The sequence below is a fragment of the Bergeyella zoohelcum ATCC 43767 genome (genome assembly GCF_000301075.1).
In the GTDB taxonomy this organism is placed as follows: Bacteria; Bacteroidota; Bacteroidia; order Flavobacteriales; family Weeksellaceae; genus Bergeyella; species Bergeyella zoohelcum.
In genome coordinates, this window is the sequence record NZ_JH932293.1 from 1,366,044 (window position 1) to 1,381,762 (window position 15,719).

Here is a 15,719-nt window from a genome sequence, read left to right on the forward strand (position 1 = left end):
CAATGGCAAATTTAGAAAATAAAGATAATAATTACGAAAATAAAAAACATTCTTCCTCTTCTAAAACACAAAAACCCTTAAAGGAAGAAGTAAAAGAAATCGCTAAGGAGGCACTTCATGCGGTGGAAAATCCTGTGGAAACGGTGGAAATTCTCGCTAATCAGGCCACCGAAGATGTCCAAAATGTAAAATGGTGGGTAAGAACGCTTTTGGTGCTTTTTTGGACTACCGTATGTATTTTCTTTTTAGGTTTTATCATCATTAATCTCCCTGTAACCAAAAGGTGGGCGGGTAATCAGGCCTTGGAATTGCTCAATAAAGATTTTAAGGCAGAAATGAAAACTGAGGATATTGCTGTCAATTTTTTCGGTGATGTTTCTATTAAGGGGTTAAAAATTAAAGATTATCGTGGAAAAGAGTTTTTCCAAGTGGAAGAACTAAAAGCCAATACAGACTGGTTTGCTTTGGCAAAAAACGCTATTGCGGGCAAAGGTACATCACTGAGTTTTAGTTCTATTAAACTCACTCAGCCTGTAGTGAAGGTTATTACTTACAAAGGCGATAGCATTTCTAATTTTGTGAGGTATATTGCTAATTTTGATGATGGTAAGGAGAGAGACCCTAATAAGCCGCCTTTCCAGATGGATGCTCGTATTGTTTTGGAGGAGGGAACAGTTTCTATTATTAATGAAAATAGTCCAGGAGATCAAGGAAAATGGCTTGATGCAAAACGGTTTAATCTAGTGGCTTCTAGAGTGAAGATTAATGGACAAGATGTTTATGCACAGGTAAATAGACTTTCTTTTGAAACACAAAGGTGGGGAAAGAAACATTGGGTAGATACTTTTTCCGCAGACTTGATGCTTTCTAATGAAGCTTTAACACTTAGTGATTTAACGCTTAATACTAGCCATACACTGCTTCAAGGTAATCTTAAATTTCATCTCAATAAAGGTTCTTGGGCAGATTTTACCGATAAGGTAAAGTGGGAAATGCAACTAAAATATGGAAGCGAAATCAGTGGTCATGATATCAGTTATTTCGTGAAAGATTGGGATAATGCTCATACTTTTAAGATGTCTGGCGAGATGTCTGGTCCACTGAATGATTTTCATCTTACAGATTTCGTAATTTCGGATGCTAAGATGAATATTTCTACGCCGAATGTTCATTTTTATCAGTTACTTGGTGGTAATTTTACCATTAAATCAAATTTACTATCGGCACGGATGAACTATCCGGAACTGAGAGCGGCATTGCCTAGGTTCATCAGCCAAAAAATGGGAAATTTTGCAGATGCTTTTGGGGATATACATTTTAAAGGAGGGGTAGTGGTACAGCCTACGCAAGTAGATGTAACCAATGCGGAGCTGATTACCAGCGTAGGACAAGCTAATATTACTCAATTTCAGTTCGCTCATCTTAATCATGTCGCCCCTTGGTATAAAGGGAGTGTTCAGATGAAGAATTTTAATGTGGCTGCAATTACTAAAAATGAAGCTGTAGGAATGCTAAGCGGAAATTTTAACCTTGAGGGACAAGGGGTAGATGTAAATACACTCAAAATTAGAACTAAATCTACTATACAGGAAATAGAAATTCTTAATCATACCATTAAAAATATCTATCTAGATGGCATTCTAGACCATAGAATTTATACGGGAATTGCTCATATAGAGGATGCTCCACTCAAGGGGAAAGTAGATGGAAGGATAAATTTCCAAACTTCTAGAATAAAAGCAGATGTAGAAGCACAGATGAATCATCTTCATCTTCACTATTTTACCAAAACTAAAACGCCTCAAATTATTAAAGGTAGTATGAAGGGGAAAATAGAAATGAGTAATCTAGATGATCTGGTCATGGAGGCGGCGTTGTATGATGCTGCTTTTGCTAATGGGAAAAGTAGATATGCTTTAGACCAAGCAAAAGTAAATATCAGCTATCAAGAAGGAAATAGAATAGTTTCAGTGATAGCTCCTAAGTTTATTAATGGTAGAATTACAGGTAAATATCAGCTTTCTGATTTGGGGGCAATGTTCCAAAATGGATTGGATAAAGTGTTAGTAAATCCTCAACCGAGGAAAATTTATAAAAATCAGTTTTTTAATTTCGAGGCAGAAGTAAGTGAAGCATTAACTAAATTTTTTCTCCCAGAATTAAAATTACCTAGAGGGGCTTTTGTTAATGGTGCTTATGACGGAACATTGAACAATTTGGTACTTAATTTAGATGTTAAAGAAGGAGAGTATAGGATTTCTGATGAAAAAGAGATGGCACTTCTTGCCGAAGCGATTCCTAATCTAGATTTTGCCAATGATGAAAGTGAAAAAGCTAAATCTCTTCCGAATAATAAATTGACTATTACCGGAATGGCATTAAGGATAAATACTGCCAATGTAGATGAACAGCTTTTCCTAAGGGTAGATGATTTACGCTATAATCAGCAGCAGTTTAAGAACTTATCTGTGGTAGGTAAAAAATCCATGGAAGACCAGCTGGCAATTACCACGCAGTTTCAGCATGGTGCCATAGGAGAAGACCAAGAGGTGGAGCTGAAAAACTATGCGTTTTCTTTAAATCAAACGACCAATAAAATGGGAGATTATGTTTTAAAATTTGATAATACTTCCGTAGATTTTAATGGGGTAGTTTGGGCAGTGGATACCAGTGAAGAGAAGAATCATTCCATTGTTTATCGTAAAAAAACGGGTAATATAGAGCTGGAAAATCTTCGTATTTATTCGGATGATAGTGAACTTTTTATCAGTAAAGGAATATTTCAGTCGGGTAAAGATTATCATTTCATCGTAGATATGAAAAATTTATCATTGGCAAAACTTATGCAAATGCAGAAGAGTGGTAATACCATGAATTTAGCAGGAATTGCTAATGGTATTGCAGAAATTAAAATGGAAAAAGGAGAGCTAGAGCCTCATGCCAATATTGAAGTGCAAAGTGTTACTATGAATGGTGATGTGATGGGGAATGTTTTCCTTACCGTTAAGGACAGTGATAGAGAAAATATATTTGACATAGAAGGGAGAGTAGTTTCTACAGGGTTTTTCGGGTCCAATAGCCTTACGGTTTCAGGGATTTTAGATAACTCAAAAGCGAAAACAGAACTAGATGTAAAAGCAGATTTATTAGATTTCGACCTGAAATTTGCTAATCAATTCGTGAAAGGAATCTTTTCTAATCTTAGAGGTCTTGCTAATGGAGAACTACATATATCTGGACAATTAGATGATTTAGATTATAATGGAGATATCGCTTTGAAAAATTTAGGTTTGAAGTTGGATTTCACAGGGGTAGATTATTCCTTAGAAGATACGGTGGTCTCTTTGCTGAAAGGGAGTGCTATTCTCAATGATATTCAGGTGAAAGATAGCCGAAACATATCTAAAGGAAGTATCTCTGGAGCAATTTATTTTGAGACACTCTCATCTATGGCGGTGGAACTTATCATGCGTGCGGATAATCTCTTACTGCTTAATACTACTCAGTCTGATTTTGATTTATTTTGGGGAAGAGTATTTGGGCAGGGGGACTTGTATGTCTCTGGTCCAGTGAGCTCGCTCAGTATTCAGACACCCAATATGCGTGCTTTGAATAACAGCGTTTTTACCTTTAATGCCAATTCTACCTCTACGGTGGAAGAGTTTAAGATGCTTCAATTCCTTAAAGAAGAAAAAGACGGAAGTGTAAGAAGAGTAGAGCAAAAAGCGAGTGCTAATATGCGTGTGAATTTTAATGTATTTGTGGATGAAGGTACTTCTGTAAATGTTTTAGTAGGAGATGATATCGGGAATATTTCCGTACGCGGAAAGGCAGAGCGTCTTAACTTCCAAATGCAGAGAAATGGAGGTATCAGTATGGATGGAGGCTTTACTGTGGGGCATGGTACTTTCACTTCTAAGGCAGTGCTGAATAAGACTTTCCAAATAGTCAAAGGGTCTAATATTTCATGGTCAGGAAATCCTATGACGCCTAACTTAGATATTACCGCAAACTATATGAGAACGGTAGCTAATACGGGCGAATACTTAGGAATAGGCAGCATACCACCGATTAATTTGGTACTTCAAACTAAAATTACTCAATCTCTCATCAATCCTAAAATAGAATTAGATGTAGTGGCCGATGAAGTTTCTAGCCAAATTAAAGAAACACTGAATGCAAAGCTGAATCAAAATGATGAGAAACTCTTGCAGTTCGGTTCTATTCTTTTGCTCAATAGGTTTAATACTTCAGATGCATCTACTTCCGTAGTAAATATTGCTCAGAATACGGGCTATGATTTGCTTTTTAAGCAGTTAGGTTCTGTTTTGAATACCATTTCTAATGAATTTCAGATAGATCTTAACTATGTCCGTGGAGATGCTTCTTCCAATATGGGAGATAGGGCAAGTGCAGGAGTGAGTCTGGATATCTCTCCAAGGATAACACTGAAAACAGGCTTCGGAATACCATTGACAAGAGGGACGGAATATACTACCAATAATTTCCTCTCGGGTGAAGGGACTTTAGAGTATGATGCCTCTAAACAAAATGATGGTTCTTTGGTACTTAGGGCCTACTCCAAGCCAATGAATATCGGGATGAATGGTACAGGAGTGATAGGAAATATGAACCAAGCGTATGGGGTGGGGATAGTGCACACTAGGTCTTTTGACTCTTTGTTTAAAAGAAAAAACAAGAAGAAAGCTACTGAAAAAATTAATGATACTGTAGAAAATACTGATAAATAAATAAAAAATATGAAAAAAATCATAGAAGTATTAGGATGAATGTTTTTTATTTTTCAATGAACTCATCTCGACTTTCTCTTTTGTTTAAATTTTCTGAGTCCTAAGACGATAAAGGCAAGGTAATTAAAACCTACCCAACTACTTACGGTAGTATCAAAAAGATTTAAAACCGAACGAAAACTATCCATCCAAGCGTTGCTTCTTTCAATGGCGTAACGCTCTTTATAGAGTTTTTTATCGAAATAATGTTCCGTTTCAGAGGGGGATTTTTGGTTTCTTTTGTTTTCACAAATATTGGCTATGATACCTTCTGAGGCGGTTATTTTCCGAAGATTTTCACTGTCAAAACCTGCATCAAAATTCACAAATAAACCTTCTGTGGAGATTTTAGCCTTTTTCAAAACGGATGTAATTTCTTGAAAATGAGTCTCTATATTATACAAGTCGTGATGCTGGCCAGATATAGGCTGAGACATTGCTAACATCAAACCTTGCCTATCAGACAAGAACAAACTATTCGTTGTTTTTGCTTTTTTACGAGATTGATAACCGACTTCTTCCCCGCCTTTTTTTGCGGGTGTTTGGCTACCGTCAAAATCGCAACTTGAACAATCTATTTTCGATTTGTTTTTCTTCAAAATTTCTACCCAACAAGTCTGCCAAGCACCTTCTTCACACCATTTCCGGTAATGTCCAAACACGGTTTTATAGCTCGGAACTACCTCTGAAAACAATTGTTCCATCGGTAAAAGTGCCCATTGAACACCTGTTTTCAATTTGTATAAAATACAGTTAATTATCTCACTAATAGGCGATTTTGGTTTAAATCCTCTTTTTCTTTTAGGTAAATGTGGGATAATTTCTTCTACTATCGTATCTTTGTCCAGTACTACAAACAAGGTCTTAGGTTTTTATGTTTCACACCACAAAAATCATAATTCCTTGTTTGTTTTCAAAAAGTCAAGATAGACTCAATTTATATTTGTAGCTTTGCACTTAAAATTAAATAGTAAATATATAAAATGATGAATTATCACCTAGATGACATTGATAAAAAGATTTTAGACTTTCTAGTAGAAAATACTAGAATGCCTTTTACTGAAATTGCTAAGCAAATGGATGTTTCAGCAGGAACTATCCATGTGAGAGTAAAGAAAATGGAGGACGCAGGGATTATTTTGGGCTCTTCGTTAAATATTGATTACTCTAAATTAAAGTATGAATTTACAGCTTATATAGGGATTCTTTTAACTAAATCTAATAAAACACAAGAAGTACTTAAAAAATTAGTAGAAATTCCTAATGTGATAGAAGCGAGTGTAACTTCTGGGAAATATAATATTTTCTGCAAAATCAGAGCAAAAAATACAGAAAACGCGAAGAAAATTATCTATCAAATCGATGATATCCCAGATGTAATGCGTACAGAATCTATGATTTCTATGGAGGAGTTTCTCAGTGATAAGAATAGACTGATTAAGGCATTAGAGATTTAATTTTCCACTAATAAAAACGCAATAAAAACTTACCCCATTGGTGTGTAAGTTTTTTATTTTTACCAGATGACACAGCCAAAAACAAATTCCCAAGTACTTCATAGAGGTACTTTCTTTTGGGTAACTCTTATCGTACTCATTGTATTTTCCATTATGACCATGGGCGTGGATGTGGACCAAGTGCTCCAACGAACCGAAATCCATATCCCAGAATGGTATTTTTATATTATTTTCTCCGTAAATGCGGTGATGATAGCCGCTTTGGTATTGCTTTTTTTCTTTAAAAGATTGGGGCTTATATTATTTCCTATCAGTGTTTTACTGCATTTTTCTTTTCATATTTATTTCTTAGGAACATTTCTGTACACAGATTTGATGACTTTGTTCATGTATTTCGCATTGGGGCTTTTGTATTTCGTTCCGCTTTGGGATAAGATGAAATAATTATTTTGAATTTTAATTATGAAAATAACAGAAAACGCATCTCTTTTGCCTTATAATACTTTCGGAATAGAGGCGAAAACTCGTTTCCTAGTGGAAATAGATTCTACAGAGGTACTCATCTCTTTTTTGAATCAAAAGACAGATGATTTGCCTATTCTTTTCTTGGGGGGTGGCAGTAATATCCTTTTTACACAAGATTTTGAAGGATATACTATTTTATTAAAAATGAAAGGGATAAAAGAGGATATTCAAGATGAGAACACGGTTTGGGTTACGGCAATGGCAGGGGAAAATTGGCATGATTTCGTTTTGTATTGTATTGGTAAAAATTACGGTGGATTAGAAAATCTTTCGCTAATTCCTGGAAATGTGGGGACTTCGCCTATCCAAAATATCGGTGCTTATGGGGTGGAAATTAAAGATAGAATGCACACTTGTACCGTTTTAGATTTAGAAGATAATAAAGTTAAAGTTTTTCAAAATCAAGAATGTAAATTCGGGTATAGAGATTCTATTTTTAAACAAAACAAAGGAAGGTATTGTATTCTTTCGGTAACTTTTGCACTTACTCGTCGGTACCATGATATTCGTACGGATTACGGGGCAATTCTTTTAGAGTTACAAAAAAAGAATATAGAAAAACCTACTATTCAGCAGGTATCTGATGCGGTCATCGCCATAAGAACTTCAAAGCTCCCTAATCCAAAGAAAATAGGAAATGCAGGAAGTTTCTTTAAAAATCCTGTAATTTCTCATGAAGAGTTTCAGAAAATAGTAGCACTTTATCCCACTATTCCTCATTATCCTTCTCCTGAAGGAGTAAAAATTCCAGCGGGTTGGCTCATAGAAAATGCAGGATGGAAAGGGAAGCAGATAAGCAATGTAGCAAGTCATCGTTCCCAAGCGTTGGTGATTATTAATGCTACAGGAAATGCTACGGGGAAAGAGATTTTTGATTTTTCAGCACAAATTATTGCATCCATTCAGCAGAAATACGGAATCTTTTTAGAACGAGAAGTGAATTGCTTATGACCAAAGTTTTGCTGCTCTCAGATACGCATTCCTATTGGGATGAAAGGATAAGTCATTATATTCATCAGGCAGATGAAGTATGGCATGCAGGAGATTTTGGAGAGGGTGTGGCGGAAAAAATTTCAGCATTAAAGCCTATGAGGGGAGTCTATGGGAATATAGATGATACATCCATTAGAACTTCGTTTCCAGAAGTAGCGGTTTTTCATTGTGAAAATGTGAAAGTAGCAATGATGCATATAGGAGGCTATCCTAATAAATATTCTAAAAAGGCGAAAGAAACTCTCCTTGCTGAAAGACCTAATATCTTTATTTCTGGGCATTCACACATTCTTAAAGTCATGCACGATGCGTCGTTGGGATTGCTTCATCTTAATCCTGGTGCCGCAGGAAATATAGGTTGGCATAAAGTACGCACCATGCTTCGCTTTGAAATTAATGGTAGTGAAATCCAAAATTTAGAAGTGATAGAACTGGGTAAAAGAGGAGGTTAAGAACTTTCTTAAAAGGGATAAAATATCTTTGTATTTTTTCTTAATAAGAAAAGTGATTTTAAAAAAAAATAAAAAATTAATATGCAAGAAGTAGTTGTTTTATTTTGTTGTTTTTTTATATTACGGCTTATTTCGCTGGGGATTTCTTTAAGAAATGAGAAGCGTATCAAGGCTTTGGGGGGTGTACAGTATGGGAAAGTAAATTCCATGTTGCTTGCCATTGTACACATTGTGTTTTATTTTTCGTGTTTATTTGAGGCGGTTTATAATCATCATTTGATGCTAGATAGTACTTCAAAATGGGGATTAGCATTGCTTATTTTTGCTTATCTGATGCTGTTCTATGTTATCTATCAATTGAGGGAGGTATGGACGCTCAAAGTTTATATTCTTCCTGAACATAAGGTTAATAAAACTTTTTTATTCAAATGGGTAAAGCATCCCAATTATTTTTTGAATATTTTACCAGAGCTTATAGGAATGGCACTTCTGTGTAAGGCTGTTTTTACCTTTTGTTTACTGTTTCCTATTTATTTAGTGATTTTGGTGGTGCGTATCCGTCAAGAAGAAAATGCGATGAAACATCTGTTTTAGTGCATTTTGTTTCATGAAAATAAAACCATTGTTAGTATATTATTGATGTTTTAAACTATATTAGGTCAATATTTCGTATATCTGAAATAAGAAGACCATAAAATTTATTAGAGTAAATGAAGCGTGATGATTTTTTTATTAAAAATTTACAAGTGGGTTGATGAAGAATATTTAGTCTGATTTGTTATCGTAAGTTTAAATACTAGCGTTCCGGTAGAAGATTTGGGTTTGTTGATGCTCGACCACTTTCAGATTACCATTTCCCATCAGCTGATACAGTGGCTGATGGGAAACAATGTGGTGATTATCAGTTGCGATGCCCATCATCTCCCACACGGACAAATGCTACCTCTGCACGGAAATGCGATTCATTCCCAACGCATAAAAGATCAGATAGAAGCCAGCGAACCGCTCAAAAAACAGCTGTGGAAACAAACCATAGAATGCAAAATAGCTAATCAAGCCGCTGTTTTGGAACGACTTGGAACTTACGCCAGTCCTATGTATGAGTATTTCAGCCAAGTGAAATCGGGCGACACCAGCAATATGGAAGGCATCGCTGCACAGCACTATTGGAAATACCTCATTCACCCCGATTTTTTACGCGAACGCTACGGCGATTCGCCCAATCAGTTTTTCAATTTTGGTTATTCCGTATTGAGAAGTATCGTGGCAAGAGCCATTGTAGAAACAGGTTTACTGCCCGTTTTGGGGATTTTTCACAAAAACAAATACAATGCCTACTGCTTGGCAGATGACCTAATGGAACCTTACCGTCCTTTTGTGGATTTATTGGTCATCCGATGGTTGGAAAAGAATCCTGAAGCCGAAGAACTGACCAAAGAAGCGAAAGCCCATTTTTTACAAACCGCTACCAAAGATGTGAAAATAGACGAACAGGTGCGTCCGCTATTGGTTGCGGTAAAATCTACCGTTTCCTCTCTGTACAAATGCTATACGGGCGAAAAAAGACAAATTTCTTATCCTAAAATGTTATGAATTCCGAACGATTTAACGCTTATAGAATTATGTGGGTAATGGTTTTATACGATTTGCCAACCGAGACCAAGGCAATGCAAAAAGCAGCCAATCTCTTCCGAAAACGCTTGGAAGATGATGGATTTTCTTTATTTCAGTTTTCTATCTATTTGAGGCACTGTCCGAGTAGAGAAAATGCAGAAGTGCATAAAAAACGAGTAAAAATGATGCTTCCTAAATACGGGAAAGTAGCCGTAATGACGATTACAGATAAGCAGTTTGGTGATATGGAAATATTCCATTCTAAAGTACGCGAAGATCCGCCACCTACTTACCAGCAGCTCGAGTTATTTTAGAAATAGAATGAAAAAAATGGATTTACTCAGCCCGATTTATTCTTTTTTTGCTCAATTTTTTATTTCTAAAAACAAAAATAATCCTCTGTCTGTCAGAGGATTATTTTTTGAGGTTGTAACTAATCACAAAGTTACGGAAAATTGAAAGCAATTTACAACGGAAATTTCAATACATCTTTATTGAGTACCGTTGTAACTAATCACAAAGTGAGACCTTTGAAAGGTAAATTTCCCTAAAAAAGTTAATTATTTGAATATTAGATGGTTATTTTGTGTATTTACTTCATGAAACGCACCAAAACCCTATCCGCTATGTCCTTTGTTGCTTATGAGGTAGAAAGACGCACCCGAAAAGGCTCTTTTTATGCACAAATTGATAGCATTATCGATTGGAAACCCATTTCTGCTATCATCAACAAACACTATCAAAAAGGACTTTCCGCTTCGGGTGAAAAACCCTATGACGGACTCCTGCTGTTCAAAATGCTACTCACCGGGATGTGGAACACCCTCTCTAGAAGAGCATGTAAACGACAGTCTATCGGCGATGAAATTCTGCGGTATGCAGCTGGAAGACTCTGTTCCGAGCTACAGTGTTTTAAGCCGATTTCGTTCCGAGCTTACCGAAAAGAAAGCCTTCGATTTACTCCTTTCGAAAATCAACCATCAGTTGGAAAAACATAGGATTATCATCCATCAAGGAGTAAAGGTAGATGCCAGTATTACGCAGAGTTCGTTTCATTCGAAAAAGCCGAAAACTTTTGAAATTGCCCAAGACTGAAAGGAAGACGAGTTGACAGAGGAGGAAATTGAAAAACAAGAGCATTTTTTCAAGGAAGTGGCTGAAGATGGGGTAGATAAGGAAGCGAGATGGCTCAAAAAAGGGAAATGTTGATTAAAATCGTCCCGAAAAAGAGATAAAAAATGATGAAAAAGAACACAATTTTGAATTTTCAAAACCCCATTTTCTAAAAAAATATCCGAATATAAAAAATAGAGAGTGGACGGTTCTTGCAAAGGTCTCAATAATTTTATTATGAATATTCTGGGAGCATTAACTGCGTGTTGCTTTTTTCCAAAAAAACCTTCTCTCAATATTCAAAAAGTCAATGATGGTCAGTTATTTTTTGAATGTGCTTAAACCGAATTGGGGTTACAATAATGCCCCTACGGGAATAGCCATTCATTTACCAGAGCTTTCGCATGAGGTACTCGCATTTAGGAAAGTGAGCTGTGTAGTGGCAGGATTTAGACCTACAGCCACATTGACCACTAAAGAAACTCCAGTAGCTGTATCAGAATTTGCAGTGTACCCTAATCCAGCAAAAGATTTTGTACAAATTAAAACGCCAGAGCATGGAAAATATAGCTTTATAATGGTGAACACTTTGGGGCAAATTGTTTTGAACGCTGTGGAAACCAAAATTCCTATACACCATTTAGAGAAAGGAATCTATTATCTGAGCATTGTGAAAGATAACACTGAAATCATTGGTACGAAAAAGGTAATAATAGAGTAATAATTGGACATGTGTTTTTATTTAGCATGAATAAAAATAACTTATATTTGCAAAAAAAAATACAGCAATGAAATCTATTATTAATTTGTTGGCAATTTGTTTATTTGCCTTTGTGAATGCCCACACAGTGTGGATAGAAACCGAGTTAGGAGGAAAAGTAAATAAAAAACACGAGATAAAAGTGTTTTTCGGTGAAATAGAAAAACCTACTCCTACGGCAAAGTGGTTCTCGGATATTAAGGATTTAGAATTGAGAATCATTTCTCCATCGGGAAAGGTTTCGGTGATTAAAGAAAAAACGCAGCAAGAAAACTATTATTCTTCCTTTTTTACTCCGATGGAAAAAGGCGTTTATACTATTAGCGTAAAACATTTAGTGAAGGATACTTTTAAGAAAATGAAGATTACTTATCACTCCGTTGCTTTTATGAGTACAGATGCCTCTAATAATCATGTGAAAATGGGCGTATCTCCATTAGAAATGGTGGTAGAGCATCCTCAGCATAAGCTCAATAAAGAAAATAAATTACAGTTTCTTTTTAATGGGGAGGCGAAGTCTAAGCATAAGGTGAAAATAGTTTCTGATAACGGTTGGGAGCAGAATGCCATGACCAATGTAAAAGGAGAAGTGAAATTTGAACCTCTCTGGAAGGGAAAATATTTGGTGGAGTTCGTAAATTCACAAAAAGAAGAAGGGCTTCATAATGAGCAACCGTTTAATACGGACTATCAAATGTGGACTTACTATGTCCATGTGAAATAATTATAAAAAAAACTGCCTTTTAAAAGGCAGTTTTTTTTTATAGTTCAGTAATAATATAATTTGCGTATTTACTTTTGTTAAATATGAACATATCGCTGCTTAGGTTTTGGTTGGCTTTATGTTCTTTGATGGCAATGACTGCTACATCTTTATTCGTGCCATGCTGTTCTAGTTTTATGATGCTATTGTTTTTAGTATCAATGAAAAGCTTTACTACACTGAGTCCGCTTTTTTTCACGGGAGTCAGTTTAATATAATCTGCTTTTATACCGTTAATTTTGAGTTGTCCGGCGTGGCTTACATTGAAGTCCTTCCTATAATTCGCTAGATAGTTAATAGGTGAAAACATAGCTTGATTCTCATTGGGTTTAGCTATGGTAACCTCGGAATCTTCTTCACTGATATTATAAATTTTATTTCCGTCGTAAATTTGCTCAGTACCCATAATTTTGAGCTTGTATTTATCTCCTGCAGAGTAATAAATACCGTGTTCCGTTTTGGTTACTTTACCTTGCGTGCCACTACCAAAGGAAAATTTAAAATAATTATTTTTATTGGTATGGTATTTTTGGGTAACCGCATCCAATATTTTCTTTGATTTATCATCAATAGTTTGCCCAAAAGCAACGACCGATGAGAGTAAAAAACTACTTGCGATGAATATTTTTTTAGTAAGCATGATTCATTTTTTTAATTCGGAATAGTTTGGGCAAAAAATATTCCAAAATATTGATTACCTTAAATTCGCTAAAAATTCTTCTAGCTGATGAAGGTCTTTAATGAGTACTTCTCTTGGTTTTGCACCATTAAAACCTCCTACAATTCCGTTCGCTTCTAATTGGTCCATGATTCTCCCGGCTCTGTTAAAGCCTAATTTTAATTGTCTTTGGAGATTAGAAGTAGAACCCTGCTGCTGACCTACCACTATTCTTGCAGCCTCTTCAAAGAGGGCATCTCTTTCATCGGCATCTGGAAGGTCATTGCTTCCTATGGCATCTCCTACTACTTCTGGAAGTAAAAGTGCTGAAGCATAGCCATTTTGTTCTCCGATGAAATCTACTATTTTTTCTACTTCTGGTGTATCTACAAAAGCACATTGGATACGGGTAAGGTCATTACCGTTAGAGTAAAGCATATCTCCCTTTCCTACCAATTGCTCTGCACCTGTAGTATCCAAGATGGTTCGGGAATCTACGCTGGCATTTACGCGGAAAGAAATTCTGGCAGGGAAATTGGCCTTAATCATCCCTGTAATTACATTTACCGAAGGTCTTTGAGTAGCCACAATGAGGTGAATACCAATGGCTCTAGCAAGCTGTGCCAATCTGGCAATAGGATGTTCTACTTCTTTACCTGCCGTCATGATAAGGTCTGCAAACTCATCTACTACCAATACAATGTACGGTAAATAACGATGACCATTTTCAGGGTTAAGTTTTCTCTCTTTGAATTTTTGATTATATTCTTTGATATTTCTACAAAACGCCTGTTTCAGAAGTTCATAGCGCATATCCATCTCTAAACAAAGCGAGTTGAGCGTATTGATTACTTTAGAATTATCTGTAAGGATGGCATCTTCTTCATGAGGAAGTTTTGCGAGGTAATGTCTTTCAATTTTAGAATAAAGAGAAAGCTCTACCTTTTTAGGATCTACCATCACGAATTTGAGCTCACTCGGATGTTTTTTGTAGAGAAGTGAGGTGAGTATAGCGTTGATTCCTACAGATTTACCTTGCCCAGTAGCCCCCGCCATCAGTAAGTGCGGCATCTTTGCAAGGTCTGCCATGAAAATTTCATTGGAAATGGTTTTTCCGAAAACAATAGGCAAATCCATGTCTGTATTTTGGAACTTTTGGGAAGCAATTACACTTCTCATCGATACCAAAGTAGGGTTTTTCCTTGGTACCTCTATACCTATGGTGCCTTTTCCTGGCATCGGAGCAATGATTCTAATGCCCAATGCAGAAAGGTTAAGGGCAATGTCATCTTGAAGTTTTTTGATGGAAGCTACACGGATTCCTGCTTCTGGGATGATTTCATATAGGGTTACAGTAGGACCTATCGTGGCACGAATTTCTGAAATTCCAATGTTAAAATTTTTCAGAAGCCCTACGATTCTGTTTTTATTTTCCTCTAATTCTTCTCTATTGACAGATATCTCTTCATTACCATAATCTTTTAATATATTTATATTGGGAAGCTGGAATTTTCCCAGCTCTAACTTATGGTCATATAGCCCAAATTCTTTCACCAGTTCTGCCGATTTTTGTTCGGTGTCCAGTAGTTCATCTTCTTCTTTGGCAATAGAAACTTGAAAATGAATATCCTCTAAATCATTAGAAATAGAAACCGAATCAGAAGATTGTATGTCTTGGTTATTTACAGAGACCTTTATTCCTGAAATGGGTTCATTTTCAGTAGAAAAATTCGTTTTTTCAGAAGTTTTTTCTGTATTATTTTTTGTATTTGGATTGAACGTGAGTATTACTTCGTCATCAGTAGGTGTGAGGGGAAGCCCTTCTTTTTCCTTTTCTTCAGTAGATGGAACCTTTTCGTTTTCATCAAATATTGAAGTAGTGGGGTGGAGACTGTTTTCTGATGTGGAAGATGTGTATTTTTCCTCTAATAATTCCTCATCGGCTTCAAATTGTTCATCTGATTTAGGCAAAGCAGTATTGAATTTATTTTTGGAAAAGGTTTTTAGTTTTTGGAGTCTTGCTTGGATGGCACTCGGTCTCATGTTAAATTCCAAGATGAAATAGAGAGCGATGCTGGATATAATAATTCCCCAAAGTCCTACCAGTCCAATGAAAGAACGCAGAAAATCCACAATCTGGTAGCCATATACCCCACTGAGTGTACCTTCTCCCATGGTAATTGCCCCCATGGCAATAGGAAGCCAGCATATGAAGAATAAAGAATGCCCAATGGTTTTCCAAGGTTTGAAATATTTCTTTTTTAAGATAAGTAATCCGAAAACAATCATGAGAAATGCTACAATAAATGCAGCAACACCGATGCTATCAAAGATAAAAACCTGCCCCAACCAATCTCCTATTTTACCAAAAATATTACTAGATTTTACCTCTTTATCCATCATGTTTCCAGACTGGCTTTGGTCTGCTTTCCAGTTGGAAAGATAAGAAATGAAAGAAAAAGTCATCATTGCTCCCATGAGAATGAAGCTGAGTCCAAAGAAAATTCTAGGCTTAGAAAGCGGTTTGGCTTTTACCATTGGTTTTGTAGATTGATTTTTTTCCATAATGCTTATCTGCAAAAGTACGAAAAAGA

General features: G+C 36.0%; 13 protein-coding genes and 2 pseudogenes. 12 read left to right on the plus strand and 3 right to left on the minus strand.

Features of this window, described 5'->3' with window-relative positions; all coding sequences use genetic code 11:
• Window positions 1-2: 2 nt before the first annotated feature.
• Entirely contained in the window at window positions 3-4,751 is a 4,749-nt protein-coding gene (locus HMPREF9699_RS06200; RefSeq protein WP_002663326.1) for a translocation/assembly module TamB domain-containing protein, read from the plus strand.
• Window positions 4,752-4,813: 62 nt separating this feature from the next.
• Here the strand turns inward: HMPREF9699_RS06200 and HMPREF9699_RS06205 are convergent, their stop codons facing one another.
• Window positions 4,814-5,650, minus strand: coding sequence for an IS5 family transposase (locus HMPREF9699_RS06205; RefSeq protein ID WP_002663328.1), 837 nt, complete (start codon window positions 5,648-5,650; stop codon window positions 4,814-4,816).
• A 126-nt stretch (window positions 5,651-5,776) separates the two neighbouring features.
• Here HMPREF9699_RS06205 and HMPREF9699_RS06210 point away from each other — a divergent pair, with 126 nt between their 5' ends.
• From HMPREF9699_RS06210 to HMPREF9699_RS06255, 11 genes and pseudogenes are all read left to right on the plus strand, one after another.
• Complete coding sequence (locus HMPREF9699_RS06210) at window positions 5,777-6,247, plus strand: Lrp/AsnC family transcriptional regulator (RefSeq protein WP_002663330.1); 471 nt, start codon at window positions 5,777-5,779, stop codon at window positions 6,245-6,247.
• Window positions 6,248-6,313: 66 nt separating this feature from the next.
• The gene (locus HMPREF9699_RS06215; protein WP_002663332.1) at window positions 6,314-6,691 is read left to right on the plus strand and encodes a hypothetical protein; all 378 of its coding nucleotides are present in this window, start codon (window positions 6,314-6,316) and stop codon (window positions 6,689-6,691) included.
• Between the two features lie 18 nt (window positions 6,692-6,709).
• Window positions 6,710-7,723 carry a UDP-N-acetylmuramate dehydrogenase gene (gene murB / locus HMPREF9699_RS06220; protein ID WP_002663333.1) on the plus strand — a complete coding sequence of 338 codons (1,014 nt, stop codon included), beginning with the start codon at window positions 6,710-6,712 and terminating at the stop codon, window positions 7,721-7,723.
• Window positions 7,720-8,217 carry a metallophosphoesterase family protein gene (locus tag HMPREF9699_RS06225; protein WP_002663335.1) on the plus strand — a complete coding sequence of 166 codons (498 nt, stop codon included), beginning with the start codon at window positions 7,720-7,722 and terminating at the stop codon, window positions 8,215-8,217. The genes murB and HMPREF9699_RS06225 overlap by 4 nt, the downstream gene beginning before the upstream one ends.
• 81 nt (window positions 8,218-8,298) lie before the next feature.
• A complete protein-coding gene (locus HMPREF9699_RS06230; protein ID WP_002663336.1) occupies window positions 8,299-8,811 on the plus strand; it encodes an isoprenylcysteine carboxyl methyltransferase family protein in 513 nt (170 codons plus the stop codon).
• Window positions 8,812-9,015: 204 nt separating this feature from the next.
• A pseudogene (gene cas1, locus HMPREF9699_RS06235) lies at window positions 9,016-9,810 on the plus strand (type II CRISPR-associated endonuclease Cas1); the annotation flags it as partial.
• The gene (cas2, locus tag HMPREF9699_RS06240; protein WP_002663340.1) at window positions 9,807-10,145 is read left to right on the plus strand and encodes a CRISPR-associated endonuclease Cas2; all 339 of its coding nucleotides are present in this window, start codon (window positions 9,807-9,809) and stop codon (window positions 10,143-10,145) included. The pseudogene cas1 and the gene cas2, both read left to right, overlap by 4 nt.
• Window positions 10,146-10,707: 562 nt before the next feature.
• Window positions 10,708-10,926 (plus strand): hypothetical protein, encoded by a 219-nt coding sequence (locus tag HMPREF9699_RS11565; RefSeq protein ID WP_081580595.1) that lies wholly within the window; start codon window positions 10,708-10,710, stop codon window positions 10,924-10,926.
• A 234-nt stretch (window positions 10,927-11,160) separates the two neighbouring features.
• Window positions 11,161-11,286: pseudogene (locus tag HMPREF9699_RS11625) on the plus strand (IS982 family transposase); the annotation flags it as partial.
• Window positions 11,255-11,665, plus strand: a complete 411-nt coding sequence (locus tag HMPREF9699_RS06250) for a T9SS type A sorting domain-containing protein (RefSeq protein ID WP_034985705.1) — start codon at window positions 11,255-11,257, stop codon at window positions 11,663-11,665. The pseudogene HMPREF9699_RS11625 and the gene HMPREF9699_RS06250, both read left to right, overlap by 32 nt.
• Window positions 11,666-11,732: 67 nt before the next feature.
• Window positions 11,733-12,428 carry a DUF4198 domain-containing protein gene (locus HMPREF9699_RS06255; RefSeq protein WP_002663346.1) on the plus strand — a complete coding sequence of 232 codons (696 nt, stop codon included), beginning with the start codon at window positions 11,733-11,735 and terminating at the stop codon, window positions 12,426-12,428.
• A gap of 37 nt (window positions 12,429-12,465) precedes the next feature.
• Here the strand turns inward: HMPREF9699_RS06255 and HMPREF9699_RS06260 are convergent, their stop codons facing one another.
• Both HMPREF9699_RS06260 and HMPREF9699_RS06265 read right to left on the minus strand, forming a co-directional pair.
• Window positions 12,466-13,107 (minus strand): LolA family protein, encoded by a 642-nt coding sequence (locus HMPREF9699_RS06260; protein ID WP_002663348.1) that lies wholly within the window; start codon window positions 13,105-13,107, stop codon window positions 12,466-12,468.
• A 54-nt stretch (window positions 13,108-13,161) separates the two neighbouring features.
• Window positions 13,162-15,690: a DNA translocase FtsK gene (locus tag HMPREF9699_RS06265; RefSeq protein WP_002663349.1), complete on the minus strand. Its 2,529-nt coding sequence runs from the start codon at window positions 15,688-15,690 to the stop codon at window positions 13,162-13,164.
• Between the last annotated feature and the right edge of the window lie 29 nt (window positions 15,691-15,719).